General features: G+C 65.9%; 24 protein-coding genes. 14 read left to right on the plus strand and 10 right to left on the minus strand.

Features of this window, described 5'->3' with window-relative positions:
* Positions 1-21: 21 nt before the first annotated feature.
* Positions 22-792 carry an NAD-dependent glucose-6-phosphate dehydrogenase Azf gene (gene azf / locus EPL01_RS00475; RefSeq protein WP_135823306.1) on the minus strand — a complete coding sequence of 257 codons (771 nt, stop codon included), beginning with the start codon at positions 790-792 and terminating at the stop codon, positions 22-24.
* A 52-nt stretch (positions 793-844) separates the two neighbouring features.
* Positions 845-1,081, minus strand: a complete 237-nt coding sequence (locus EPL01_RS00480; RefSeq protein WP_135823307.1) for a DUF8151 family protein — start codon at positions 1,079-1,081, stop codon at positions 845-847.
* A gap of 88 nt (positions 1,082-1,169) precedes the next feature.
* Between EPL01_RS00480 and EPL01_RS00485 the strand changes: the two genes are divergently transcribed.
* Complete coding sequence (locus EPL01_RS00485) at positions 1,170-1,397, plus strand: DUF7860 family protein (protein WP_135823308.1); 228 nt, start codon at positions 1,170-1,172, stop codon at positions 1,395-1,397.
* 53 nt (positions 1,398-1,450) lie between these two features.
* Here EPL01_RS00485 and EPL01_RS00490 read toward each other — a convergent pair whose 3' ends face one another.
* The gene (locus tag EPL01_RS00490; RefSeq protein WP_135823309.1) at positions 1,451-2,059 is read right to left on the minus strand and encodes a translation initiation factor IF-2 subunit beta; all 609 of its coding nucleotides are present in this window, start codon (positions 2,057-2,059) and stop codon (positions 1,451-1,453) included.
* A gap of 141 nt (positions 2,060-2,200) precedes the next feature.
* Here EPL01_RS00490 and EPL01_RS00495 point away from each other — a divergent pair, with 141 nt between their 5' ends.
* A complete protein-coding gene (locus EPL01_RS00495; protein WP_135823310.1) occupies positions 2,201-2,572 on the plus strand; it encodes a dihydroneopterin aldolase family protein in 372 nt (123 codons plus the stop codon).
* Positions 2,573-3,302: 730 nt separating this feature from the next.
* Complete coding sequence (locus EPL01_RS00500) at positions 3,303-4,040, plus strand: creatininase family protein (protein ID WP_135823311.1); 738 nt, start codon at positions 3,303-3,305, stop codon at positions 4,038-4,040.
* Positions 4,041-4,070: 30 nt separating this feature from the next.
* Here EPL01_RS00500 and EPL01_RS00505 read toward each other — a convergent pair whose 3' ends face one another.
* Positions 4,071-4,565: a DUF5790 family protein gene (locus EPL01_RS00505; RefSeq protein WP_135823312.1), complete on the minus strand. Its 495-nt coding sequence runs from the start codon at positions 4,563-4,565 to the stop codon at positions 4,071-4,073.
* Positions 4,566-4,742: 177 nt separating this feature from the next.
* Between EPL01_RS00505 and EPL01_RS00510 the strand changes: the two genes are divergently transcribed.
* The 3 genes from EPL01_RS00510 to EPL01_RS00520 all read left to right on the plus strand — a co-directional run bounded on the left by EPL01_RS00510 (position 4,743) and on the right by EPL01_RS00520 (position 6,952).
* Positions 4,743-5,147 (plus strand): CBS domain-containing protein, encoded by a 405-nt coding sequence (locus EPL01_RS00510; protein WP_135823313.1) that lies wholly within the window; start codon positions 4,743-4,745, stop codon positions 5,145-5,147.
* A gap of 227 nt (positions 5,148-5,374) precedes the next feature.
* On the plus strand, positions 5,375-5,689 hold the full coding sequence (locus EPL01_RS00515; protein WP_135823314.1) for a DUF5789 family protein: 315 nt from the start codon (positions 5,375-5,377) through the stop codon (positions 5,687-5,689).
* A 270-nt stretch (positions 5,690-5,959) separates the two neighbouring features.
* Positions 5,960-6,952, plus strand: coding sequence for an ornithine cyclodeaminase family protein (locus tag EPL01_RS00520; RefSeq protein ID WP_135823315.1), 993 nt, complete (start codon positions 5,960-5,962; stop codon positions 6,950-6,952).
* A 4-nt stretch (positions 6,953-6,956) separates the two neighbouring features.
* On the opposite strand, the gene EPL01_RS00525 is transcribed toward EPL01_RS00520, so the two are convergent.
* The gene (locus EPL01_RS00525; protein ID WP_135823316.1) at positions 6,957-7,178 is read right to left on the minus strand and encodes a hypothetical protein; all 222 of its coding nucleotides are present in this window, start codon (positions 7,176-7,178) and stop codon (positions 6,957-6,959) included.
* A gap of 56 nt (positions 7,179-7,234) precedes the next feature.
* Positions 7,235-8,773, minus strand: a complete 1,539-nt coding sequence (locus EPL01_RS00530; protein ID WP_303646381.1) for an MATE family efflux transporter — start codon at positions 8,771-8,773, stop codon at positions 7,235-7,237.
* Positions 8,774-9,178: 405 nt separating this feature from the next.
* Here EPL01_RS00530 and EPL01_RS00535 point away from each other — a divergent pair, with 405 nt between their 5' ends.
* The 7 genes from EPL01_RS00535 (at position 9,179) to EPL01_RS00565 (ending at position 18,915) form a co-directional block, all read left to right on the plus strand.
* Positions 9,179-10,558, plus strand: coding sequence for a diaminobutyrate--2-oxoglutarate transaminase (locus EPL01_RS00535; RefSeq protein ID WP_135823317.1), 1,380 nt, complete (start codon positions 9,179-9,181; stop codon positions 10,556-10,558).
* On the plus strand, positions 10,555-12,045 hold the full coding sequence (locus tag EPL01_RS00540) for a pyridoxal phosphate-dependent decarboxylase family protein (protein WP_135823318.1): 1,491 nt from the start codon (positions 10,555-10,557) through the stop codon (positions 12,043-12,045). Before EPL01_RS00535 ends, EPL01_RS00540 begins: the two co-directional genes overlap by 4 nt.
* Positions 12,042-13,991, plus strand: coding sequence for an IucA/IucC family protein (locus EPL01_RS00545; protein ID WP_135823319.1), 1,950 nt, complete (start codon positions 12,042-12,044; stop codon positions 13,989-13,991). Before EPL01_RS00540 ends, EPL01_RS00545 begins: the two co-directional genes overlap by 4 nt.
* Positions 13,988-14,575, plus strand: coding sequence for a GNAT family N-acetyltransferase (locus EPL01_RS00550; RefSeq protein ID WP_135823320.1), 588 nt, complete (start codon positions 13,988-13,990; stop codon positions 14,573-14,575). The genes EPL01_RS00545 and EPL01_RS00550 overlap by 4 nt, the downstream gene beginning before the upstream one ends.
* Positions 14,572-15,996, plus strand: coding sequence for a lysine N(6)-hydroxylase/L-ornithine N(5)-oxygenase family protein (locus EPL01_RS00555; protein ID WP_135823321.1), 1,425 nt, complete (start codon positions 14,572-14,574; stop codon positions 15,994-15,996). The genes EPL01_RS00550 and EPL01_RS00555 overlap by 4 nt, the downstream gene beginning before the upstream one ends.
* A 40-nt stretch (positions 15,997-16,036) precedes the next feature.
* Positions 16,037-17,878, plus strand: a complete 1,842-nt coding sequence (locus tag EPL01_RS00560; protein ID WP_135823322.1) for an IucA/IucC family protein — start codon at positions 16,037-16,039, stop codon at positions 17,876-17,878.
* Between the two features lie 257 nt (positions 17,879-18,135).
* Positions 18,136-18,915, plus strand: a complete 780-nt coding sequence (locus EPL01_RS00565; RefSeq protein ID WP_135823323.1) for an MOSC domain-containing protein — start codon at positions 18,136-18,138, stop codon at positions 18,913-18,915.
* A gap of 23 nt (positions 18,916-18,938) precedes the next feature.
* Here EPL01_RS00565 and EPL01_RS00570 read toward each other — a convergent pair whose 3' ends face one another.
* Both EPL01_RS00570 and EPL01_RS00575 read right to left on the minus strand, forming a co-directional pair.
* Positions 18,939-19,778 (minus strand): NAD(P)-binding domain-containing protein, encoded by an 840-nt coding sequence (locus EPL01_RS00570; protein WP_135823324.1) that lies wholly within the window; start codon positions 19,776-19,778, stop codon positions 18,939-18,941.
* A gap of 18 nt (positions 19,779-19,796) precedes the next feature.
* Complete coding sequence (locus tag EPL01_RS00575) at positions 19,797-20,972, minus strand: ABC transporter substrate-binding protein (RefSeq protein ID WP_135823325.1); 1,176 nt, start codon at positions 20,970-20,972, stop codon at positions 19,797-19,799.
* A 109-nt stretch (positions 20,973-21,081) separates the two neighbouring features.
* Between EPL01_RS00575 and EPL01_RS00580 the strand changes: the two genes are divergently transcribed.
* On the plus strand, positions 21,082-22,188 hold the full coding sequence (locus EPL01_RS00580) for a FecCD family ABC transporter permease (protein ID WP_135823326.1): 1,107 nt from the start codon (positions 21,082-21,084) through the stop codon (positions 22,186-22,188).
* Between the two features lie 45 nt (positions 22,189-22,233).
* On the opposite strand, the gene EPL01_RS00585 is transcribed toward EPL01_RS00580, so the two are convergent.
* Both EPL01_RS00585 and EPL01_RS22135 read right to left on the minus strand, forming a co-directional pair.
* Positions 22,234-23,106, minus strand: coding sequence for an ABC transporter ATP-binding protein (locus EPL01_RS00585; protein WP_135823327.1), 873 nt, complete (start codon positions 23,104-23,106; stop codon positions 22,234-22,236).
* A 266-nt stretch (positions 23,107-23,372) separates the two neighbouring features.
* Positions 23,373-23,666 (minus strand): hypothetical protein, encoded by a 294-nt coding sequence (locus tag EPL01_RS22135; RefSeq protein ID WP_246045595.1) that lies wholly within the window; start codon positions 23,664-23,666, stop codon positions 23,373-23,375.
* Between the last annotated feature and the right edge of the window lie 155 nt (positions 23,667-23,821).

Raw genomic sequence — 23,821 nt, forward strand, 5'->3', positions numbered from 1 at the left:
TTCTCGGACTAGTTCGACTTTTCAGCTTTCGTTCGTGGCGACTTCCGCATTCGGGAACTCAGCAGAGTTGTCCTGCGGGTCGTAGCCGAGTACGTCCTTGGCGCGCTCGATGGAGTAGTACTTCCGGTCGTTGTCCGAGATGCCGTAGACGATTTCGTAGTCGTAGTCGGCCTGCAGACACCGGTCGAAGAGGTGGGCGCAGTCACGGTGGGAGAGCCACATGGCCTGCCCGCGCTCGTAGTCCTTCGGCGGGTGGTTCTTGGTCAGGTTGCCGATGCGGACGCAGACGACGCTGAGGCCGTACTCGTCGTGGTAGTACCGACCCAGAATCTCGCCGGTCGCCTTGCTCACGCCGTAGAGGTTGCTCGGTCGGGGAAGCTCCTCGCCGTCGAGGCGATACTCGTCGTGGGGCCGGTACATCTCGGGGGTGCGCTCGTCGGTCTCGTAGTTCCCGACCGCGTGGTTCGACGAGGCGAACGCGACCTTCTCGACGCCCTCGTCTTTGGCGGCCTCCAAGACGTTGCGGGTGCCGTCGATGTTGTTGTTCAGCACGCTGTTCCACGGGGCCTCTGGGCGCGGGTCGCCTGCGAGGTGTACGATTGCGCCGACGCCCTCGACGGCCTCGCGGACGGCCTCCTCGTCGGTGATGTCGGCGACCACGAACTCGTGGTCGGTGTCGCGCGTCGGCGGGTCCCGGTCGAGCAGTCGCCAGTCGTACTCCTCGCCGAGGTCCGAGAGGATGGCCTGCCCGACGCGGCCTTCCGCGCCCGTAAGCAGGACTGGGTCGTCCATTCGAGTGAAGAGAGGGAATGGGGCGATAAGTAAGGTGCGATTCGTCCGGAGGTCAGTTCTTCTCGGCGAGTCGCGGGAGGAGTTTCTCCCGACTGAGGTTCACCGCGAACGCGAGTGCGACGAATCCCATGACCGCGAGCCAGACGCCGAGGAGGCTGTCGCCGCCGGAGAACTGCTGGATGCTGTTGTACTCCACGACGAGGCCGACTATCGACAGCGCGAGTGTTCCGAGCGCGTAGGCAACGACCGCGAGCGCCTCGCCCCCAAACTCCATCAACAATTCGTACATTATCGGGATAGAGGAGGCAGTATATAAATAGGACTTTCGAATCCCTGCGTTCGGAAGGTTTTTATTTTCTGATAGAGGGATCGGAGCCGTGGGACGATACGGTGACATCGACTACCAACGGACGACGAAACTTGGCTTTCTGCTGAGCATCGCGCTCTTTGCCATCGGTGCGGGCGCGGAACTCTCCGCCGCGGCGATGCACGTCTCGCTTCTGGCGTGGCAGGACACGCTGTTCACCGACATGGAAATCGTCGGCACGCTCGGGGCGCTCCTCGTGCCGCTTTTCTTCGGCATCATCCTGCCGCTGACGGAGTGAAAGACGGAGAACGAGAGAGTCAGGAGAAGAGAGGCCGAAAATCGAGAACCGAATCAGGCCAGTCGCGCGAACGCGAGGTTCCCGCTGATGTTCTTGATGTAGACCTGCACCACGTCGCCCTCTTGAGCACCGGGGACGAAGATGGTGTACTTGCCTTTCTCGGCCACGCCGTCGCCCTTGCGACCGGTGCCGGTGATTTTGACCTCGTAGGTGCTTCCCTCCTCGACTGCCTCGCGGTTCTGGTTCTGCGAGGAGGTCGAGCGCTTGGTGACGGGGCGGAAGGCACCGCACGCGTCACACCGGAGCATCAGGTTGCGGTTCTCGCGGACGAGGCGGGTGTCCGGCAGGCCACACTCCGAACAGAGGACGAACTCCTGTACGTAACTGTCGAGCGCGGCGTCGAAGTCCGACCCGGAGAAGGTCCCGTTGTAGCGCGCGCGGCCGTCTTCGAGCTTCCCGTTGGTCCCGAGCTCGCGCTGGAGCGCGCTGTGGATGTGTTCGATGTCGCGGCCGAGCGCGTCGGCGATGTCGCCGAGGTTGGTGAGTCGCGTGAACGCGCCGTCTTTCTGGGCGTTCGCGTCGGGGTAGCTGAATCGCTCGCCTTCGCCTTCGAAGTCTGGTGTCTCGTCCATCGCACGGTTGAGGTTAGATGCGTAGTCCATAGGCGAATCAGGTGTTGGACATTAAAAGGCGTTCCGTGTTGGGGAGACCCACAGCGCGTCGCACGGACCGGGAGTCGGGACGACCGTAATCGAACGCGGCGGACCGGGCGGCTTTTTTCGTCGGCGCGCGTCGGTCCTGGCATGGATTCTCCCGACTCGACGGACGCCGATTCGGCACCGACCGACCGCGACTCGGCCTGCTTCGAGGCCGGAATCAAGTTCGGCGCGCTCTACCACCAGTTCGCGGGCACGCCGGTCAGCCCCGACTCCTCGGCGAGCCTCGAAACAGCCATCGAGGAGTCCATCGAGAACCAGCCGTTCTGCGAGTCCGTGACCGTCGATATTCTGACCGAGAAGTTGGAAGCCGAAATCGACCACGGATATACGGAGCTTACAGGCCGGTTCATGGAGGTCGAAATCGTCGTGGACCACGAGGGCGTCGAGGTCGTCACCTGCATGGAGATGGAGGACGGCTATCCGCTGATGAAAGTCGAGTCCGTAAGCGATGAATAGGTTGGGGTAAAGAATTATTTTGATATTTCTAAGAGTTGTATTTCTATTCCTAGAAAACAAGAAGCTGTCTTTCCGTTCGGGGAGCGTCTCGACAGCAGACGCCGCGAAGACAGCAATTACCGACTCACGGAAGACCGCACCGCAGACCGACACCACACCGCGACCGGCGACTGCACGGACGCGTTGAGCTAGCTTCAGGCTTGAACACAGGAGTCTCCCGCCCCGCAACAGCACCACCCCGCAACAGCACCACCCCGCAACCGCACCGCGCCCCGTACCTCCCCGCCCGCCCTGCGCTCGCTCTGCTCGCGCAGGACGGCCGCGACCGATTGTCAGTTCCACCGAGCGTACCCGTGGCTGGCCCGATTCAGGCTTCGCTCGGTGGAGCAACCGCCGTCCTTGGCGTCTGCGTGAGCGAAGCGAACGCAGGCTTGGAAGACGCGGTTTGTCTTCCAGCGGACTGAAAGGGCGAGCGGGGTTCGCGGCCGAAGGCCGTGGTCGTCTCCGGTGGCTCTATTCGTGGACCGGGCGGTGCCGAGAGGTCCGCGAATATCCGCCGGAGCGACCGCGAACCGCGCGAGGGCTTTCGAGGACACCGCGGGCCGGTCTGCTTCTGCGGTTCCATGCGCGAGGGCTTTCGAAACCACGGCTCCGGCTACGTCTCCAATAGTCGGGACTTCCAGAATCCGAATCCCCCGGCTACAAGACCACACACACCCTTCCTACCGACATGAACCTCTTCGATTCGACGTGGACCGAGGCCGACGCGGTCGAGACGGACCTCGCGCTCCTCCCCGTCGGAAGCACCGAACAGCACGGCCCGCACGCGCCCCTCGGCACCGACGCGTTGACCGCCGAGGAGGTCGCTGAAAAGGCGGCTGCAACGTACGACGGCGAGGTAGTCGTCGCGCCCCCGATTCCGGTCGGCGTGGCGGAGGAACACCGCCAGTTCACCGGGACGCTGTGGGTCAGCCCCGACACCTTCCGCCAGTACGTCCGCGAGACGGTCGCCAGCCTCGCCCATCACGGCTGGGACCGCGTGGTCCTCGTGAACGGCCACGGGGGCAACGTCGGCGCGCTCCGCGAGGTCGCGGGGACAATCGTCCGCCACGACGCGGCCTACGCGGTCCCGTTCACCTGGTTCGAGGCGGTCGGCGACCACAGCGACGACATGGGTCACGGCGGCCCGCTCGAAACCGCGATGCTCCGCCACGTCGCCCCCGAGTTGGTCCGCGAGGAGCGCGTCGAGGAGGCCAGCGAGGGGGCCAGCGACGGCTGGGGCGAGTGGGTCAGCTACGCGAATCTGGCCTACGACTCGGCGGAGTTCACCGAAAACGGCGTCGTCGGGGACCCGCGAGACGGGCCAAAAGAGCGCGGCGAGGAGCTGCTGTCGCTAGCTGGCGAGGCGCTGGTGTCGCTGCTGGAGGCGGTCGAGTCGCGGGACGTGACGCTCCCGCCCCACAAGTAGCGAGGCGATTCAAGTAGCGCGGCGATTCGATTACTCGGCGGCTTCGGCCTCTTCGGCGTCAGCGTCGTTCTCGTCGGCTTCCTCCGCTTCGTCAGCCTCGCTCTCGTCGGCCTCCTCGTCACCCTCGTCGGCGTCGGCCTGCAACTCCTCCAGCGTGTTCTTGAGGCCCGGCACCGTGCTGGCGAGGTCGCCGACTTGCTCTTTGGCGTCCTCGATGTCCTCGATGGCCTCCTCGACGCGCTGGATTTCGGCTTCGAGGTCGTCGGCGTCCTCGAAGGCGTCGGCGCGGGTGCCCATCGTGTACCACTTCTTGGCGTCTCGGAGGCTGTCGGCGGCGTCTCCGGCGTCGAGCGCCGACCGGAGCGCGTTGAGCGCGCCGAGGGTGTTGTCGGCCTCGACGTTCCAGATGTCGTCGGCCTCGGGGAGCGCCTCGCTGGCTTCGTCGAGGCTGGCCTCCACGTCCTCGCGGACCTCGTTGGCCGCCTCGCCGAACAGCTCGTCCTCGTCGAGTGTCGATTGGCTCATACGTTCTCGTTTGACGCCGGACCTTTTAAAACCACGCCCGAAACCGAAAGTGAAACCCGGCTACTCGCCGGGGACCGTTCGACGCGAATCGAAAGTAACGACCCAATCGCCGCCCGGCGGGACTCCGATACCTGCCCCGGGAGAATACTTATCAAGCGCCATGATTAATGAAAACATATGGAAGACATTTTTGTCGGACGACTCATGTCATCGCCGGTCGAAACGGTCTCCCCCGACACGGAGGTCCACGTGGCCGCCGAGACGATGATAGACGAGAACATCGGGTCGGTCCTCGTGACCGACGACGAGGGGCAACTGCTGGGAATTCTCACTGCGACCGACTTCGTTCACATCGCGGCCGAACAGCGCTGGGCCACCGACGCCACGGTCGAGACGTACATGACGACCGACGTGACGACCACCGACGCCAACGCCGAGGTGCGGGACATCGCGGACCTGATGATAACCGAGGGATTCCACCACGTCCCGGTCGTGGACGACGAGGAGGGCGTCGTCGGCATCATCACGACGACCGACATCACGGCCTACATGTCCCACGTCCAGACGCCGAGTCCCTCGTAATCTGTCCTCACTTTTCCCGAGCGTCTGAAAACCGGTCTTCAGCGTAGCGCGTCCGCCGACCACCGACAGGTTTCGCTCGGCGAACCAACACAACCCTGGTGGAATGAAAGGGCGACCGCGAACCGCGCGAGGGCTTTCGAGGCCTTTGTCGCCTCTAGTGGCTCCCCCGAACACTCCACCTCGAAAAGGGCCATACGCCTTATTCGAGTTCGTAGTGTAGCCCCGCCATGAGCGAATCCGGCGACGACAGCCGAGAGATGGGACTCGAACTGGGCGACCTGAAAGCCGACCTCGAAGACGCCGACTACCCCCTCGACGCCGAGGAGCTAATGGAACAGTACGGCGACTACGAAATCGGCCTCCCCGACGGCGAGGAGAGCTTTCGGGAGGTCATGGTCACGGGCGGCGACGAGACCTTCGAGTCGGCCGACGAGGTCGAGCAGGCCATCCTGAACCGGGTCAGCGCCGAGGCGGTGGGCCGACAGGGCTACTCCGACCGCGGCGCTGGCAACGAGGGCGAGAACACGGACGAATCGTTCTAGGAAGCGTTCTCTGCACTCCTTTTTGAACGACTGGTTCGGGAGACGAGGTTTCGAAAGCCCCCAGTTCGCTCGCGGTCACGCGAACGAAGTGAGTGTGACCGCGAGCGAACTGGCCCCTTTCAGTCCGCCCACGGTGGATGATTGACCGAGCGTTCGCTGGCGGTTGACTGGCCGAGCGTTCGCTGGCGGTTGACTGGCCGAGCGTTCGCCGACCTCGAAATGTCCTCCTTTGGCGGAAACGCTAACCCCTCGGCGACTGAATCGCCGGGCATGGTTCGCGTCCTCTCGGATTCCGACGTGGCGGAGTGCCTCGACCTCGGGGACTTGCTCCCGGTGGTCCGCGAAGCGTTCGTCAAGCAGGGCCGCGGCGAGGTCGAGCGCCCCGAGCGCCCGCACTTCCCGGTCGGCGTAGGGCTGGGTGGGGCGGACGCTGGCGACAGTTCCGAACCGAAAGGCACCGGCCTCGTAATGGCCGCCTACCTCCACGGCGCGCGGTTCTACGCGACGAAACTGGTCGGCGTCCACGAGGAGAACGCCGAGCGCGACCTGCCGACCGTCAACGCGCAAGTCGCGCTCACCGAGGCCGAGACCGGCCTCCCGGCGGGCTACCTCGCCGGGACCAGAATCACCAACGCCCGCACGGGATGCATCGGCGGGTTGGCGGCGCGCGAGTTGGCCGCGGGGCCGGTGACGCTCGGCCTCCTCGGCGCTGGCACGCAGGCCCGTTGGCAGGCCCGAGCCATCGCGGCCGCGACGGACCTCGAATCGGTCCGGGTCTACTCGCCGAGCGACTCGAAACGAGAGTGCGCCGACGATTTGCGGGAGGAGTTGGGCGTCGAGACCGAGGCGGTCGAATCCCCGGAGGAGGCCGTCGCCGACGCGAACGTGGTCGTCACGGCCACGACAGCCACAGCGCCGGTCTTCTCCGGCGCGGACCTCAACCCCGGTACCCTCGTCGTGGCGGTCGGGGCCTACACCGCCGAGATGCGCGAGCTGGACGCCGAGACCTTCGAGCGCGCGAGCCGGATTTTCGCGGACGTGCCCGAGGAGGTCGCCGAAATCGGGGACGCGCTGGAGGCCGGAATCGAGGAGTCGGACCTGACTGCGCTCTCGGAGGTCTTCGAGGACCGGGCGGGCCAGGAGTCCGACGACGAAATCATCGTGGTCGAGAGCGTCGGGACCGCGGTGCTGGACGCCGCGACCGGGGAGTACGTCTTCGAGGAGGCGGAAAAGCGGGGAATCGGCGAGGAGGTCGAGCTGTAACCGCTCAGTTATCGCGTCGGTTTTCTTCGAGTTCTCGCGCTCGTTCGTTAATTTTGGAGAGTTCACGCACTCTCTCGCTCTCAGAGCTACCGTGTCCGACCCGGACCGACAGGTCTAGCGGAGACGGGATAAAACGACTCCCACTTGCCTCCTCGCCGGACGCTTCGTCGGTCTCCTCGTTGCTTCCGAAGAGGGCGAGGAACACCTCCCAGACGTTGAGGGCCATACGCCTCGTGCAAGACGTAAGAAGTTAAGTGTTCGTCTGAAGACGGGAGTGAGCCGTCACTTCCCGTCGGTTCCCGTCGTCTCCGACAGGTCCGGGTCGGTCGCCTCGGAAGTCGGCCCGGCGGGCGTCTCCGTCGCGTTCGAGGTCTCTATCTCGTCGGGCGTTTCCGCTTCCTCCTCGTCGATGACCGTCTCCTTCCACGTCCCGCGGGTGAACCAGAGCGCGGCCGCGATGGCTCCGAGCGTGTTCCCGAGAGCCATGCCTGTCCAGATGCCGGTTGCGCCCATTCCGGCGACGAACGCCAGATAGTACACCGTCGGCACCCGGCCGACCCAGAGCGCGACCATCGAGAAGCCCATCGCCGTCTTGGTGTTACCAGCGCCCCGATAGGCCCCGAGCATGACCTGCAGGACGGCCATGAAGGTGAACTCGACCGAGCGAATCCGGAGGTAGGTCGAACCCTGCCGGACCGTCTCTCGGGCGGCCTCGGTCCCGGTGGCCATGAACACCGAAACGATGGGTTCGGGGAACAGCGCGGCGACGATGGCGACGACGAACATGACCGCCGCGCCGACTTTGGCGGCGATCCAGACCGCGCGCTCGGCCCGGTCGGCCTTGCCCGCCCCGAGGTTCTGGCCGACCATGGTGTTGGTCGCCCGGCCCAGACCCATCGCCGGGAGGAAGACCAGCGAGGCCAGCCGGTTGCCCAGCCCGTAGGCCGAGACCACCGGCGGCGCGAACTGGACCACCATCGCGGTCAGGGTAATCATCGCCAGCGCGCTCATCGACTGCTCGACGGCCGAGGGCACGCCGATGCGGACGATGTCCCAGATGTAGCCGAGGTCCGGCACCAGATAGTCCACCTCCACGTTCGGCCCCGCGCCAGCGACGAACAGCACGTAGAATCCCAGTACGCTTGCGACGGCCCGCGAGAAGATGGTCGCCAGTGCCGCGCCCTCCATCCCCATCGCCGGAAACACCGCGCTCTCGACGCCCAGCGAGGGAATCGGTCCGAGGCCGAAGATGAGCAGCGGGTCCAGAACCACGTTGAGCGCGACCGAGACGGCCATCACGCGCATCGGCGTCCGGGTGTCGCCGTAGCCTCTCATCAGCGACGTGAACACGAAGAAGCCGAACAGGAAGGGCAGGCCGAGGAAGAACACTTCCATGTAGTCGCCCGCCAGCGGGACGACCTGCTCGGTGGTCGCGCCCTGACTCGGGAGCGCCGCCAGCATGGGTTCGGTGGCGAAGTAGCCGACGACGCTCAGCCCGACCGCCAGAATCGTGACGAACGACAGGATTTGGCCCGCCACCTTGCCCGCGGACCCCTCGCTGTTCGCGCCGGTGTACTGGGCGACCAGAATCGACCCGGCGGTAGTGAACCCGCCCGCGATGGAGATGAGGAGGAAGATGAGCGGAAACGCGAGGCTCAGCGCGCCCACCGCGTCGGCCGACAGGCGTCCGAGCCAGAACGTGTCGGCGATGTTGTACGTCACCTGCAGAAGCTGGATGACGACGATAGGCCACGCGAGGCGGAACATCGGGCCGAGGAGGCCGCCCTCGGTGATGGTGTCGTCGGGGCCTGTGGCGTTCATGATACTTCGAAACGAAACGGGTGTTTTTGAAGGTTGTGGGTTGGTCGAGAGTGACGATTCGCCGTGAACGGAAGCGTATGACTTGGATAAGTAAGGTGATGATAAATCGGTTTCCGAGGTGCGATACCGTGAAACACATCAACATGGGCCTTCCCTCACAACCCGCAAGCCGCAATATATTTTTAGGTGTACCTAAAATTCGAGAGTGAGAACCGTGTTCCGAAGTACGGTTGAACAGAGTCACCCCCCGCATATAGATTTTAGGCTAGCCTAAATTACAAGAACCAGAGGAGATAGAAATACTTTTCAATTTTTAGGTTAGCCTAAAACTCGTGAAGCGACGAACCACACTCCGAGTCGTACAGGTGACGAAGCGACCCGCAAACGCCCCGGAGGCGGTCTGAGATGTCCTACGCGGACGCGTCGAACGACCGACTCCTCGACAAGCAGGCCGACCGGGAGTCGAACGCGCGGAGCTATCCCCGCTATCTCCCGATGGCGATTCGGGAGGCCCGAGGCGTCGAAGTCACCGACGCCGACGGTAACACCTACTACGACTGTCTGGCCGGGGCGGGCACGCTCCACCTCGGGCACAACCACCCGGTCGTGGTCGAGGCCATCGAGGAGGCCATGGCGAACGACCGGCCGATGCACACCCTCGACATCACGACGCCGATCAAGGAGGCGTTCGTGGACACGCTGTTCGATAGCCTCCCCGAGGAGTTCGCCGACTCCGCCAAAATTCAGTTCTGTAGCCCGGCGGGCACCGACGCGGTGGAGGCCGCCCTGAAACTCACCAAGACCGCGACCGGGAATCGGTCGGTCCTCTCGTTCCGGGGCGGCTACCACGGGATGACCCACGGGTCGCTCGGTCTCATGGGCGACACGAGCCCCAAGGAGGAGGTCCCCGGCACGATGGGCAACGTCCGCCACCTGCCGTACCCCTACCCCTACCGGTGCCCCTTCGGTATCGGCGAGGAGGACCACGAGGTCGCCAGCGAGTACGTCGAGCGCCTGCTGGCCGACCCCGAGCGCGGCTTCACCGACCCGGCCGCGATGGTCCTCGAACCGGTGCAGGGCGAGGGCGGGTCGATTGCGCCGCCCGCCGACTGGCTCCGCGAGATGCGTCGCATCACTCGGGAACACGACGTGCCACTCGTCGTGGACGAGATTCAGTCGGGGCTGGGCCGGACCGGCGACCTCTACGACTTCGAGCGCGCCGGCATCACGCCCGACGTGGTGACCCTCTCGAAGGCGGTCGGCGGCGGCCTGCCCCTCGCGGTCGTCCTCTACGACGAGGAGCTAGACGAGTGGGAGTCGGGCGCGCACACCGGCACCTTCCGGGGCAACCAGTTGGCGATGGCCGCCGGGAAGGCCACCATCGAGTACATCGTCGAGAACGACCTGCCGAGCCGCGCCGAGGAGATGGGCGCGCGACTTCGGAGTCACCTCGATGCGGCCGCGGAGAACTTCGCCGAAGTCGGCGACGTTCGCGGTCGGGGTCTGATGCTCGGGGCCGAGATGGTCGATGCGACCGCCGAATCCGACGGTCTCGGCGCGCACCCGCCGGACGCCGACCTCGCCGAGGCAGTCCAGTCGGAGTGTTTCGACCGAGGGCTCATCGTGGAGCGAGGGGGCCGCGAGGGCGCGACAGTCCGATTCCTCCCGCCGCTCGTCGTCTCGAAGGACCAAATCGAGGACGTCGGCCGAATCTTCCGCGAGGCGGTCGCGGCCGCCGTCTCGACGCAGAACGAACGGGCAGAGGGGGTCCGCGCGTCGCCATGACGAGCGCCGACGACCTCTTCCTCGGTACCGAGGCCGGAAACGACGCCTACCGAGACGCCGTCTCGCGGGCCAGCGAGGCGGTCGTGGACGCCTTCGCTGAGAGCGCGACCCCCTACTCGGGCGCGGCCGCCGAGCGACTGGACGACCGGTTCGCCGAGCGCGAGTGTCTGCCCGAGGAGGGCCAACCGCTCGCCGAGACCATCGCGGAAGTCGGCGACGAGGTGCTGGCCGACTCGGTCGGCGTCTCGGACCCGAGTTGCGTCGCGCACCTCCACTGTCCGCCGCTGGTGCCCGGTCTCGCGGCCGAGACCGCCATCTCCGCGACCAACCAGTCGCTGGACTCGTGGGACCAGAGTCCCGCCGCGACCCACGTCGAGCGCCGGATGGTCGAGCGACTCTGCGAGTTGTTCGGCTACGGGCCAGCGGGCGACGGCGTGTTCACCAGCGGGGGCACCCAGTCGAACTTCCAGGCCCTCCTGCTGGCGCGCAACTGGTTCGCCCGCGAGCGGTTCGGCCGCCGCGTCAAGGAGTCGGGCCTTCCACACAATGCTAAAGCGATGCGAATTCTTTGTTCGGAGGCGGCCCACTTCACCGCCAAGCAGTCGGCGGCCCACCTCGGCCTCGGCGAGAACGCGGTCGTCACGGTGCCGACCGACGACGGCTACCGGATGGACCCCGAGGCCCTCGACGCGGTCCTCGCGGACCTCCGAGAGCGCGACCGGAAGCCGTTCGCGCTGGTCGGGACCGCGGGCACGACCGACTTCGGGAGCATCGACCCCCTCGACGCGCTGGCCGACCGGGCCGAGGAGCACGACCTCTGGTTCCACGTCGACGCGGCCTACGGCGGGGCGCTCGCGCTCTCGGAGACCCACCGCGAGAAGCTGGCCGGAATCGACCGCGCCGACTCGCTGGCGGTCGATTTCCACAAGTTGTTCTACCAGCCCATCAGTTGCGGGGCGCTCCTCGTGGGCGACGGCGACTACTTCGACCTGATTCGGCGGTCGGCCGCGTACCTCAACCCAGAGGAGGGCGGCCTCGACGCGCCGGACTTGGTCTCGAAGTCGGTCCAGACCACCCGGCGCTTCGACGCGCTGAAACCCTACGTCACCTTCCGGACGCTCGGTCGGGAGGGGCTGGCCGAGATGGTCGAGTCCACGCTCGAACTGGCCGACGAGGTCGCCGCCCTGCTCTCGGACGCGCCCGACTTCGAGTTGGTCAACGAGCCGACGCTCAACGCGGTCGTCTTCCGGTACCGGCCCGAGGGCGTCGGCGACGACCGGGTGGGTCGGCTCAACGCCGCGCTCCGGGAGGCCCTCCTCCGGAACGGCGACGCCGTGGTCGGCCGGACCGAGGTCGGCGGCACGACCAGCCTGAAGTTCACCCTGCTGAACCCCAAGACGACCGTCGAGGACGTGGCCGACGTGCTCGACGCCGTGCGGAACCGTGCGCGAACCATCACCGCCGCGAACCGGACACTGAGACGATGAGCCAGAGCGACACCACTCCGACGACGAATCCGACCGAGGTCGCGGAATCCGCGACGTTGCACAGCTTCCTGAACTGCTACCTCCGAGAGACCGGCGACTACGAGGTCGTGGACGCCGAGGAGGTCCCGGTGCCGACGAACGGCCGCGAGCAGGTGATTCGGGCACCGCTGCCCGAGCAGGCTACGACCCTGTACGTCCCGCTCCGGTACCTGTCGCCGACCGACCGCCACCTGTTCGACCTGCCGGGGTACTACCGCCGAGATACGGAGGACACAGAGGACGAGGCGCTCGAACTCGACTACGTCACGCTGGCCTCGCTGGTGACGAAGGAACTCTCGATTGCTCGGGACGAGACCGGGAACCGCGACGAACTCCTCCTCCGGGCCCTCAAGAGCTGCAAGAACGTCGCCCGGTTCGTGGAGGCCCGGCAGGACGACGCCGACCAACTCTACGGCTTCGACACGACCTTCCGGGAGGCCGAGCAGTCGCTGGTCTTCGGCCACCTGCTCCACCCGACGCCCAAGAGTCGGCAGGGCATCGCGCCCCACGAGTCGCCGACCTACGCGCCCGAGTTGGAGGGGTCGTTCCCGCTCCACTACTTCCGGGCCGACCCCGAGTTGGTCTGGCAGGACTCGGCGCTCTCCGCGACCGCCGAGGTCGATACCGGCGGCGCGGAGTCCGCCAGCGAGTGGGTGAAGGCCGCGCTCCGCGAGGACCCCGCGGTCCCCGACTCGTTCGTGGAGACCCACGTCGAGAGCGACGACGTGCTGATTCCGCTCCACCCGTGGCAGGCCGACTACCTCCTCGAACAGGACCGCGTGCGCGAGCGTCTGGGCGAGGGCCTCGAATCGCTCGGGCAGGTCGGCCGGGAGTTCCACCCGACGAGTTCGGTCCGGACCCTCTACGCGCCCGACGCCCCCTTCATGGTCAAGGCGTCGCTCAACGTCAAGATTACCAACTCCGAGCGCACCAACAAGCGCCCGGAACTCGACCGAGGAGTCGCCATCGCACAACTGCTGGACACCGAACTCGGCGACGACCTGCGAGAGCGTTTCCCGAGCTTCGACATCGTTCGGGACCCGGCCTCGCTCACCCTCGACGTGGGCGAAGGGGCCGACGGCGAGTCCGAATCCGGCTTCGAGGTCGTCCTGCGCGAGAACGTCTTTCGGGACGGCGGGGAAGACGCCGACGAGAACGACGCCCGGAACGCCGGTCCCGTAGTCGCGCTCTGTCAGGACAGAATCGCGGGAGACGGCTCGCGGCTGGGCGAAATCGTCCGGACGCTGGCCGACCGCGAGGGGCGTTCGACCGAGGCGGTCAGTCGGGACTGGTTCCGCCGGTACCTCGAAATCTCGCTCCGGCCGATTCTGTGGCTCTACCTCGAACGCGGACTGGGCGTCGAGGCCCACCAGCAGAACGGCGTCCTCGCGCTCGACGAGGGCTATCCCGACGAGTTCTACTACCGGGACAATCAGGGCTACTACTTCCCCGAGTCGAAGTACGACGAACTGGACGACGTACTGCCGGGGGTCGGCGAGCGCGCCGACACGATTTGCCCGGACGAGGTCGCCGACGAGCGCATCCGGTACTACGTCGTGCTGAACAACCTCTTCGGCGTCGTCAACGCCTTCGGGAGCGCCGGACTGGCCGACGAGCGCGACCTGCTGGAACTCCTGCGCGAGGAGTTGGAGTACTGCCGGAGATTCGACCGCGATTCGTCCTCGCTCCTCGACGGTCTGCTCGAATCCGAGACCCTGCCCTGCAAGGCCAACCTGCTGACGCGGTTCCACGACATGGACGAACTGGTCGGGTCGCTGGAGAACCAGTCGGTCTACGCCGACGTGGACAACCCCATCGTGACCGCGGTCGAGACGGCGAGCGGGAGCGAAGCGGACGCCGCCGACGAGACCGCCCGCGGTGCCGACTCGGAGGTGACGCCGCGATGACCGGCCCCGGCGGCATCGTCTCGGCCCCCTACGACTTCCAGACCTACGACGAGGAGATAGACAAGACCGTCTCCTTCCGACAGGCCGAGATGGACGACTTGGGGATGCTCCACTCGTGGCTGAACGAGGACCACGTCCTGCCCTACTGGCAGTTGGACGACCCCCTGCCGGAGTTCCGCGACGCGCTGGCCGAGAAGTTGGCCGACGACCACGTGACGCCCTACGTCGGCCTCCTCGACCACGTGCCGATGAGCTACTGGGAGTGCTACTGGGCAGCCGACGACCCCATCGCCGACTACTACGACGCCGACCCGACCGACCAAGGCATCCACCTCCTCATCGGCCCGCCGGAGTATCTCGGGCAGGGCTACGCCGAACCCCTCCTGCGGGCCGTGACCCGGATGCAGTTCCGCCACGGCGAGACCGACCGCATCGTGACCGAACCCGACGTTCGCAACGAAGTCGTCCACCACGTCTTCGAGCAGTGCGGCTTCGAACCGCAGTTCGAGTTCGAGATGGAGGAGAAAGATGCCCTGCTGATGATCTGTGAACGCGACCGATTCGAACAGGAGGTGGTCGCATGAGCGACATTCACGACGTTCTCGGGGTCGGACTCGGCCCGTTCAACCTCGGTCTGGCGGCGCTCCTCGACGGGGCGAACCGAGAAGAAGAAACCGACGTGGACGCCGTCTTCCTCGAACAGGACGCCGAGTTCGCGTGGCACGAGGGAATGTTAATCGAGGGCACCACGCTCGAAGTCCCCTTCCTCGCGGACCTCGTGACGATGGCGGACCCGACCAACCCCCACAGCTACCTCAACTACCTCCGGGAGCGCGACCGCCTCTACGAGTTTTACTTCTACGAGACCTTCCAGATTCCTCGCCGGGAGTACGACGACTACCTCCGGTGGGCCGCCGAACGCCTCGATTCGTGCCGGTTCAGTCGCCGAGTCGAGGATGTCGAGTGGAAAGACGGGGGCGACGAGGACAACGAGGCCGACGCGGATGGAGACGGCTACTACCTCGTCACCGCCCGGAACCTCGACGCCGACGAGGAGCTAACTTTCCGCGCTCGGAACCTCGCGCTCGGCATCGGAAGCCAGCCCCACGTCCCCGAGAGTCTGCGGGGTCACCCCGAGACGGACGTGTTCCACACCTCGGGCTACCGGTTCCGGCGCGAGCGATGCCTCGACGCCGACTCCATCACAGTGGTCGGGTCGGGCCAGAGCGCGGCCGAGGTCTTTCAGGACCTCCTTCAGCACCAGCCAGAGGGCGACTATCGACTCGACTGGCTCACGCGCTCCGAGGGCTTCTTCCCGATGGAGTACTCGAAACTCGGGCTTCAGCACTTCACCCCCGAGTACGACCAGTACGTCTACGACCTCCCCCAATCGGTCAAAGACGACCTGATTCCGAATCAGGACCTGCTCTACAAGGGCGTGGACCCCGAGACGAGCGCGGAAATCTACGACCTCCTCTACCGGCGGTCCATCGGCGACCGCGACCCGGACGTGGGCCTGTTCGCCATGACCGAGGTCCGGGACATCGAAGCAGTCGGCGACGCCTACGCGCTCGACTGCCGCCAGTGGCAGGCCGACGAGTCGTTCGTCCACGAGAGCGACGTCGTGATTCTCGGCACCGGCTACCAGCGCCCGATTCCCGACTTCCTCGCCCCCATCGAGGACGCCATCGAGTGGGACGAGCAGGGTCGGTTCGGCGTCACCGAGGACCACCGCCTCGAAATCGACGTGGCGGGCGACGTGTTCCTCCAGAACGCCGAACTCCACACCCACGGCGTGGGCGTCCCCGACCTCGGGTTGGGGTGCTACCGCAACAGCCTGTTCGTAAACCGACTGGTCGGCCGGGAGGTCTACCCCGAGGAGAGCGACACGGTGTATCAGGACTTCTCGGTCGAGCGGTTCGCCGAGCGCGCGCCGAACGCCGCTCGTCACTCCGCTCGCCAGCGCGAGAGCGAATCGACGCCGACCCCGACGCAGGACGACTGACCGACGACTGACCGACATTCAGATTGAGAAAACTACAACCATGAATCCGAACGACGCCACGCTGACCGACGCACTGGACGCAGAGATTTGGGAGACGGTCGAGACCCGACTCCTGACGAAGATGCTCGAGGAGTTCGCATACGAGGACATCCTCTCGCCCCGGAAGGTCGAGACCGGCGAGGAGCGCGCAGTCTACCGGTTCGACCTCGGCGAGACGGCCTACCGGTTCGAGGCGACCGAGCGACTGATGGACAGCCTCCACGTCCACGACGAGACGGTCGAGCGCCGCGAGGACGGCGAGTGGAAACCGCTCGGCGACCCCCTCCGACTGCTCCGAGACCTCGGCGAGAACCGGGACCTCGACGGCCTGACCGAGGGCAACTTGGTTCGGGAGTACAAGCGGACCCTGCTGGCCGACGCCCACATCGAGGCCAGAAATCGGGACCGCGGCGACGACTTCGACCCGCTGGAGTTGGACTACGCCGAACTCGAAGGCGAGATGGAGGGCCACCCGTGGATCACCTACAACAAGGGCCGACTCGGGTGGGGCTACGACGACTACCGGGAGTTCGCCCCCGAGCGCAAGAACCCGGTCACACTCTCGTGGGTCGCGGTCCGGAAGTCGAAGGCCACCTTCGTCTCCTGCGAGGGAATCGACCACGACTCGCTGGTCGAGAGCGAACTCGGCGACCGCTACGACGAGTTCCGGAACCGGCTCTCCTCGCAGGGGCTGGACCCGGACGCCTACTACTTCATGCCGGTCCACGACTGGCAGTGGGACAACAGCGTCGTCCCGCTGTTCCCCGACGACATCGCGGCCGACGACATCGTCCCCCTCGGCGAGGGTCCCGACGAGTACCTGCCACAGCAGTCGGTCCGGACCTTCGTCAACGTGGACGACGACGAGAAGCACCACGTCAAGGTGCCGATGAAGATTCTGAACACGCTGGTCTGGCGCGGCCTGCCCGGCGAGCGGACCGAACTCGCGCCGACCGTCACCGAGTACATCAAGGGCGTCTACGAGGAGGACGACTTCCTGCAGGAGGAGGGACTGGTCCTCCCCGGCGAAATCGCGGGGCTGAACTACGACCACTCGGACTTCACCGACATCGACAACTCGCCCTACCAGTACCACGAACTGCTGGGCGTCGTCTGGCGCGAGTCCATCTACACCTTCCTCGAAGACGACGAGCGCGCCATCACGCTCTCGTCGCTGATGCACGTCGATGGGGAGGGCGTACCCTACATCTCGCGGCTGGTCGAGGAGTCCGGCCTCACGCTCGACGAGTGGCTCGAACAGTTCTTCGACACCGTCCTCCCGCCGCTGCTGCACTTCCTCTATCGCTACGGGACGGTGTTCTCGCCTCACGGCCAGAACACGATGCTGGTCGTGGACGAGGGCGTGCCCACCCGCCTCGCGGTCAAGGACTTCGTGGACGACGTGAACGTCAGCGACCAGCCCCTGCCGGAACTCGACGCGCTCGCAGACGAGATGCACGAGGTCCTCCGGAAGGAACCGCCCGAGGGCCTCTGTCAGTTCATCTTCTGCGGGCTGTTCGTCTGCGTCCTCCGGTACGTCGCCGACGTGCTGGCGGTCCACGAGGACTACCCCGAGGAGGCGTTCTGGACCCACGCCCGCGAGGCAATCCTCGACTATCAGGCCCAGTTCCCCGAACTCGAAGACCGGTTCGAGCTGTTCGACCTCCTCCAGCCGGAGTTCACGAAGCTCAGCCTGAACCGCAACCGCATCTTCGACTACGGCTACGACGACGCGCCGGGCCGACCCCACGCCTCCGAACACGGCACGGTGACGAACGCGCTCCACGAGGTCGCCGACGAGCGCCCCGACTACGCGACGACGCCGAGTCCGGCCGACGACTGACGGGACAATCGGCGAGCGCGGAGTCGAACTGCCAACCCAGTTCGACTCCTCGCTTTGGTCCGGCAACTCGGCGGTCGCCGCTCGCGCCGCCGGAGACAACAAAATATTTGTTTTAAACATAATTACATTTCCTTAAAATAGGAGTATATTTGTCTAACGGCGGGAGGACGCGAAAAAACGTATCGAGCGCACTTCTGACGCGGGGAGACGGCACCGGAGCGAAAGACCGAAACCACCGCCGGAGAAACCCTGACGCGATGTCGAACGAGCCACGAATCGAGCGGCTCAGAGTGTATCCCGTCAAATCGCTCGACGGTATCGAGTTGGACTCGGTGGGCGTCCGGTCGAACGGGACGCTGGCGCACGACAGGACGTTCGCGCTGTTCGACGCCGAGGGCGAGGTCCTGAACGCGAAGCGCGACGACCGGTTACACGAGATTTCTGCGGACTACGACCCGGAGACCGGCGTGCTCGCCGTCGATGCGCCGTCTGCCGAACCGGCGCGGTTCGACCCCGCGAGGAGTCCGAGCGAGGCCGAATCGTGGTTCGAGGACCTCCTCGGCGAGGAGGTGACGCTCCGCAGGGACACCGAGACCGGACTCGTGGACCGCCCGGAACTCGGCCTGTCGGTCGTCAGCACCGGGACTATCCGGACGGTCGCGTCGTGGTTCGACGAGTTGACCGTCGAGGGGACGCGCCGCCGCCTCCGGACGAACGTCGAGGTCTCGGGCGTGCCCGCCTTCTGGGAGGACCGACTCGTCGGCGAGGACGCGCCGGGGTTCGAGGTCGGCGGGACGCGTTTCGAGGGCGCGATTCCCTGCGGTCGGTGCGTCGTCCCCGAGCGCGACCCCGATACCGGGGACCCCCTGCCGGAGTTCCGCGAGCAGTTCGTCCGGAACCGACGGGAGACGTTCCCCGAGTGGGCGGACGAAGACGCTTTCGACCACCTGTTCGCACTCACGACCATCACGCGCTTCTCTGGAGAGTCCGACGGGACGCTCCGGACCGGGGCGTCCGTCGAACTGGTCGAGGAGTAACGAGTTCGGCGGCCCGATGGGGGTCAGTCTTCGGCCTCGAACGCCGCTTCGAGGAGGCGTCGAGCGTCGTCCATCCGGGCCTCGCGTTCGGCGGGCGAACACTCGAACGACAGGCGCTCTTCCTTCACGACCTCGTGGATGCGCTCGACTCGCTCGTCGGGGACGTCGTGGTCCTCGGGAAGCGTCGAATCTATCCACTCGTCCACGCGGTCGTGCCACTGCTCGCTACCGTAGGTGCCGGTCTCGACCGACCAGTCCCAGTAGTCGGCGATTCCGTCCCAGTGTCCGCGGTCCCGTCGCCGGTCGCGGATAACCGACTTTGCGACGCGAGCGCCGTGGCCCGCCGCGATGAGGACCTGATGCGGTTGGCCCGAGAGCCACCCGGCGACGTAGAGGCCGTCGACGGGCGTGCGACCGGTCGCCTCGTCGCAGTCGACCGGATGGTCCCCTTCCTCGTGAAACGTCCCGCCGTCGAGGCCGGTCAGGTAGTCGGCGTTGTACGCGGAGGCGGCGACGACGTACTGTGCGCGGACTGCCGCACCGTCCTCGGTTTCGACGCGGAACTCCTCGTCGTCGCCGACGACCGCCGTCACGAGGTCGTCGACGACTTCGGCACCCTCGTACCGGGCGTGAGCGCGGCCCAGTCGGAGGAAGGTCGCCGGGTCCACGGCGAGGAACCCGAGGTAGTTCTCGATGGAGTAGGACCGTCGAATGGCCGACCCGCCGCGGTCGAACACCACCGTATCGAGGCCGTAGCGAGCGGCGAACACCGCGGCCGCGAGACCGGACGCGCCGCCGCCGACGACGACGAGGTCGTAGTCGTCCGCGTCGGGCGAGGCCGTTGGTTCGTGAGGTGTCTCCATCTCGGAAGGTGACGGGGATTACGCCGTGACGATGGAGGCGAGTTCGTCGCGGTCGAACAGCTTGCCCGAGAACTTCTCGGGGAAGTAGCCGGTCGCGTACCGCTCGACGAGGAACAGATGGTGGAGCGGGCCGGGGTAGATGGGACCGCCGCGGAACACCTTGCCGTTCTCGACGGCGCGGAGCTGCGAGGCGACCTCGTGGTTCTTCATGAACTTCAGGACGGTGTTCTCGAACTCCTTGCGGGTCTTGCCCTCGTGGCCGCGCAGGAGGATAGAGTCGGGGTCGACTTCCAGCATCGTCTCGTAGTCGATGGTCCCGCGGTCGCTCTCCGAGAGGCCCTGAACGCCCGTGCCGGAGAGGGCGTCCGTGATACCCACGTCGTGGAACGCCTTCTTGTTCGTCCCCTTGCCGCTCAGCCGGTAGGGGTAGAACGATTCCGGCTCGTTCTTGGCCTGCCAGCAGAGGAGCGCGTTCGGCCGACTGTTGGGGCCGGGGAGCTTCGTCTGTACGTCCGTGATGTACTGGTCGTGGAAGGACTTGAGACGCTGGAACTTCTCCTGTTCTTGGTGGACCTGCGCGACCTTCTCGAAGGCCTCGTACAGCGTGTAGTACTGGTAGTCGTGCCACGAGTCGGTCCGCCGGAAGATGGCGTTCCCGAGGAACGGAGCGACGTTCTCGCGGACCTCGTCGATGTCCGAGGATTCGAGCTTGAACGCGTTGTTCTCGACGAGCCACCGCGGGTCGATCATGTGGAGGTCGCTGTCGAGCTGGTAGAACACTTCCTTCGAGATGCCCGCGTCGCCGATGAGCTTGGTCAGCGAACTCTTGTCGAGGCTCACGCCGTCGAGTTCGCCGTAGTGGTCGGTGTGGTACCGGGAGGGAAGCCCGATGCTGGTTATCGTGTCGCCGTGTCCGAGGGCGACCGCCATGTCGGCGTAGTCGGGGAAGTAGTGAGCCACCGACTCCGGCGGCTTGTCGAAGGTCACGTCCCCGGCCGGTGCCATGTTCACCGTGTAACTCGCGTCGGCCGCCGTGGTCGTCTCCTCGGTCGTGTCCGACTCCGTGGTAGTACTGGCCTCCGCCGTCGTTGTCGTCGTCCCGTCGTCTTCCGTCGAGGAGCCGGCACAGCCGGCGAGTCCAGTTGCGAGCGCACTCGCGCCGATTCCCACGAACTGCCGTCGATTGAATCCCATACGAATTAGGCCAGCCTAAACCTATATAAGCGCACCGGAATTTAGGCAGACCTAAATCAGAAGCTACTAACTACTCGAAACCACAGACCCGAGTCACGGAGGACCCTACGTGCCCACCGACGCCACCGAGACGCAGGCGAGCCAGGACCGCCGAAACAGTTGGATAGACCGCTCGCTCCTCGCGCTCGTCGGGGCCAGCGTCGCCGTCGTCTTCGCTGGCGCAATCGTTCAGGTCCGATACGGGTCCTACGAAATGACGCTGGTCGAGGTGGTCAAGACGCTCGTGAACCCGAACCTCCTGTTCGACCTCCAGACGTGGCGGGCGATACTCCTCGGCGAGTCCTTCCCGGAGATGTCGAACCAGTCGCTCATCGTCTGGAACATCAGGATGCCCCGCATCCTCGTCGCGGTGTTCGTCGGCGCGAACCTCGCCGTCTCGGGGGCCATCTTCCAAGCGGTCACGCGCAACGAACTCGCCAGCCCCTACATCCTCGGGGTGAACTCGGGCGCGGGCTTCGCCATCCTGCTGGTCCTCATCCTGTTCACGGGGCTGTCGGCCTACGTCCCGCTGGTGGCGGCGCTGGGCGGCGCTGGCGCGTTCCTGCTGGTCTACGCCATCGCGTGGCAGAACGGCACGAGTCCGGTCCGGTTGGTCCTCGCGGGCATCATCGTCAACACCATCTTCAACTCGCTCCAGACGGGGCTGTTCTTCTTCGCGCCCTCGACCGGTGCCTTCCAGAACGCCCTCTCGTGGACCACGGGGTCGCTGACCGGCGTGGACTGGGAGCAAGTCCGCGTCATTCTGCCGTGGACCGCGGCCACGCTCACCCTCTCGCTGGCGGGTGCCCGACAGCTCAACGTCCTGCTGCTGGGCGAGCGAACCGCCCAGTCGCTCGGCATGTCGGTCGAGCGCGTCCGGTTCCTGCTCTCGGCGGTCGCCATCGTCGGCGCGTCGGCCAGCGTCGCGGTCGCGGGACTGGTCGGCTTCGTCGGACTCGTCGTGCCCCACCTCGTCCGGACCGTGGTCGGGAGCGACTACAAGCGCCTGATTCTGGGGTGCATGTTCGCCGGTCCCGCGCTGATGGTCGCCGCCGACGTGTTCGCTCGACTGGCGCTCAGCCCCACGCAGGTCCCGGTCGGCATCGTCACCGGCCTGCTCGGCGGACCGTACTTCCTCTACCTGATGCGCAAGCACGGGAATCTCAGCGAGTTCTGAACGTTCGACTCGACGGCGAGAACGACAAAACAGGGATTCTGTCCGTTACAGCGACCGCTTGGGGACGATTTCGGGGTCGGGGGTGTAGGTGACCGCGGCGTCCACCTCGAACACGTCGGCCAGCAGTTGCTCGGTCACGACTTCGCGGGGCGGCCCCCAGTCGTAGGGTTCGCCCTCGTCCAGCGCGACGAGGTAGTCGGCGAACCGGGCGGCCTGCGCGATGTCGTGGAGGACCACCGCGACGGTGACGCCCTCCTCCTCGTTGAGCGTCCGGACGACCTCCATCACGCGCAACTGGTGGTGCAAGTCGAGGAAAGTGGTAGGTTCGTCGAGCAGGAGGACGTCGGTGTCTTGGGCGAGGACCATCGCAATCCACGCGAGTTGCTTCTGGCCGCCGCTCAGGTTCCCGACCTCCTCGTCGCGGATCTCCTCGACGCCCGCGAGGTCGATGGCGCGCTCGACGGCCTCGCGGTCCTCGTCGGTCACCGAATCGAAGAATCCGCGATGGGGGTACCGACCGTGGTAGGCCAAGTCCTCGACCGTGATGCTCCCCGGGGAGTCGTTCTCTTGGGAGAGGAGGCCGAGTTCGCGGGCGAGTTCCTTGTCGCCGTACTCCTGAATCGCCCGCCCGTCGAGGACGACCGACCCCGCCTCGGGTTCGAGGTGGTTCGAGAGGGCTTTGAGCAGGGTCGATTTCCCCGACCCGTTCGGGCCGACGAGCGCCGTGATTTCGCCCTCCGGCACGTCGATGCGGTCGCACTCCACGACCGGTTCCTCGGTATCGGGATAGCCGAGCGCGAGACTCTCGGCGTGGAGAACGCTCGCGGCGTCCGACTCGCGTTCGACCTCCCCGCCGTCGAATACTTGTCTGCTCGCTCGCTCCTCGGCCGTGTCTTCCGAATCAGAGTACGTGGACATCAGGTATCACCGTTCCTCCTCGCCCCGCGAGCCATTGCTGGCCGAGATTTTAGGTGGCCCTAAAGAAAACGTTTTGGATTCGCGGACGGGTTGCGGGTCGAGGGAGAGCGAGGGGCGGTGGGCCTGCTGGCGGTGTTGCGCTCGACGGCGCTACTTCCTACGAGAGACCCGACTCCGCCGAACGGTGACGGACGCGCGTCACGGATATGAGATAGAAATGTACGTCTTTAATATACGGTCCAATTCTATAGAGATGAATTTGGTTGTTACCGGTCAGTCTCTCGGCGGGAACGGGATTCGGTCGCCTCTCGTCGCTCCTCGACGGCGGGGCCGACCACGGTCCGCTCCGGTTTGTCGGCAGTTGCTCCCTCCGCGGCGACGTCTTCTCCTCGCTCGGAGCGAGCGAGACCGAACCGGCGGAGGGTCTTGCGAACGTCGCGGACGAACACGTACAGGGGAACGGAGACCGCGACGAGGAGACCGATGAGAACGAGATTCGCCGCGAGGAAGAGGTCCACCAATCGACCGACCGGCCCGAGCGGGGCGAGGACGCCCTCCACGGCTCATCGGAAGCGACCAGACACCGAACTCGTCGAGCAAGAATAGTCCGACGTAGAGCAACCCCAAGTTGAACAGCAAGAGGAACGGCACCGCGGCGTACCGAAGCCACGCGCTCATCTCCCGGTAGAAGTAGTTCGAAATCATCCAGTCGGGG

It is taken from the genome of Halorussus ruber, from assembly GCF_004765785.1.
Taxonomy (GTDB): domain Archaea; phylum Halobacteriota; class Halobacteria; order Halobacteriales; family Haladaptataceae; genus Halorussus; species Halorussus ruber.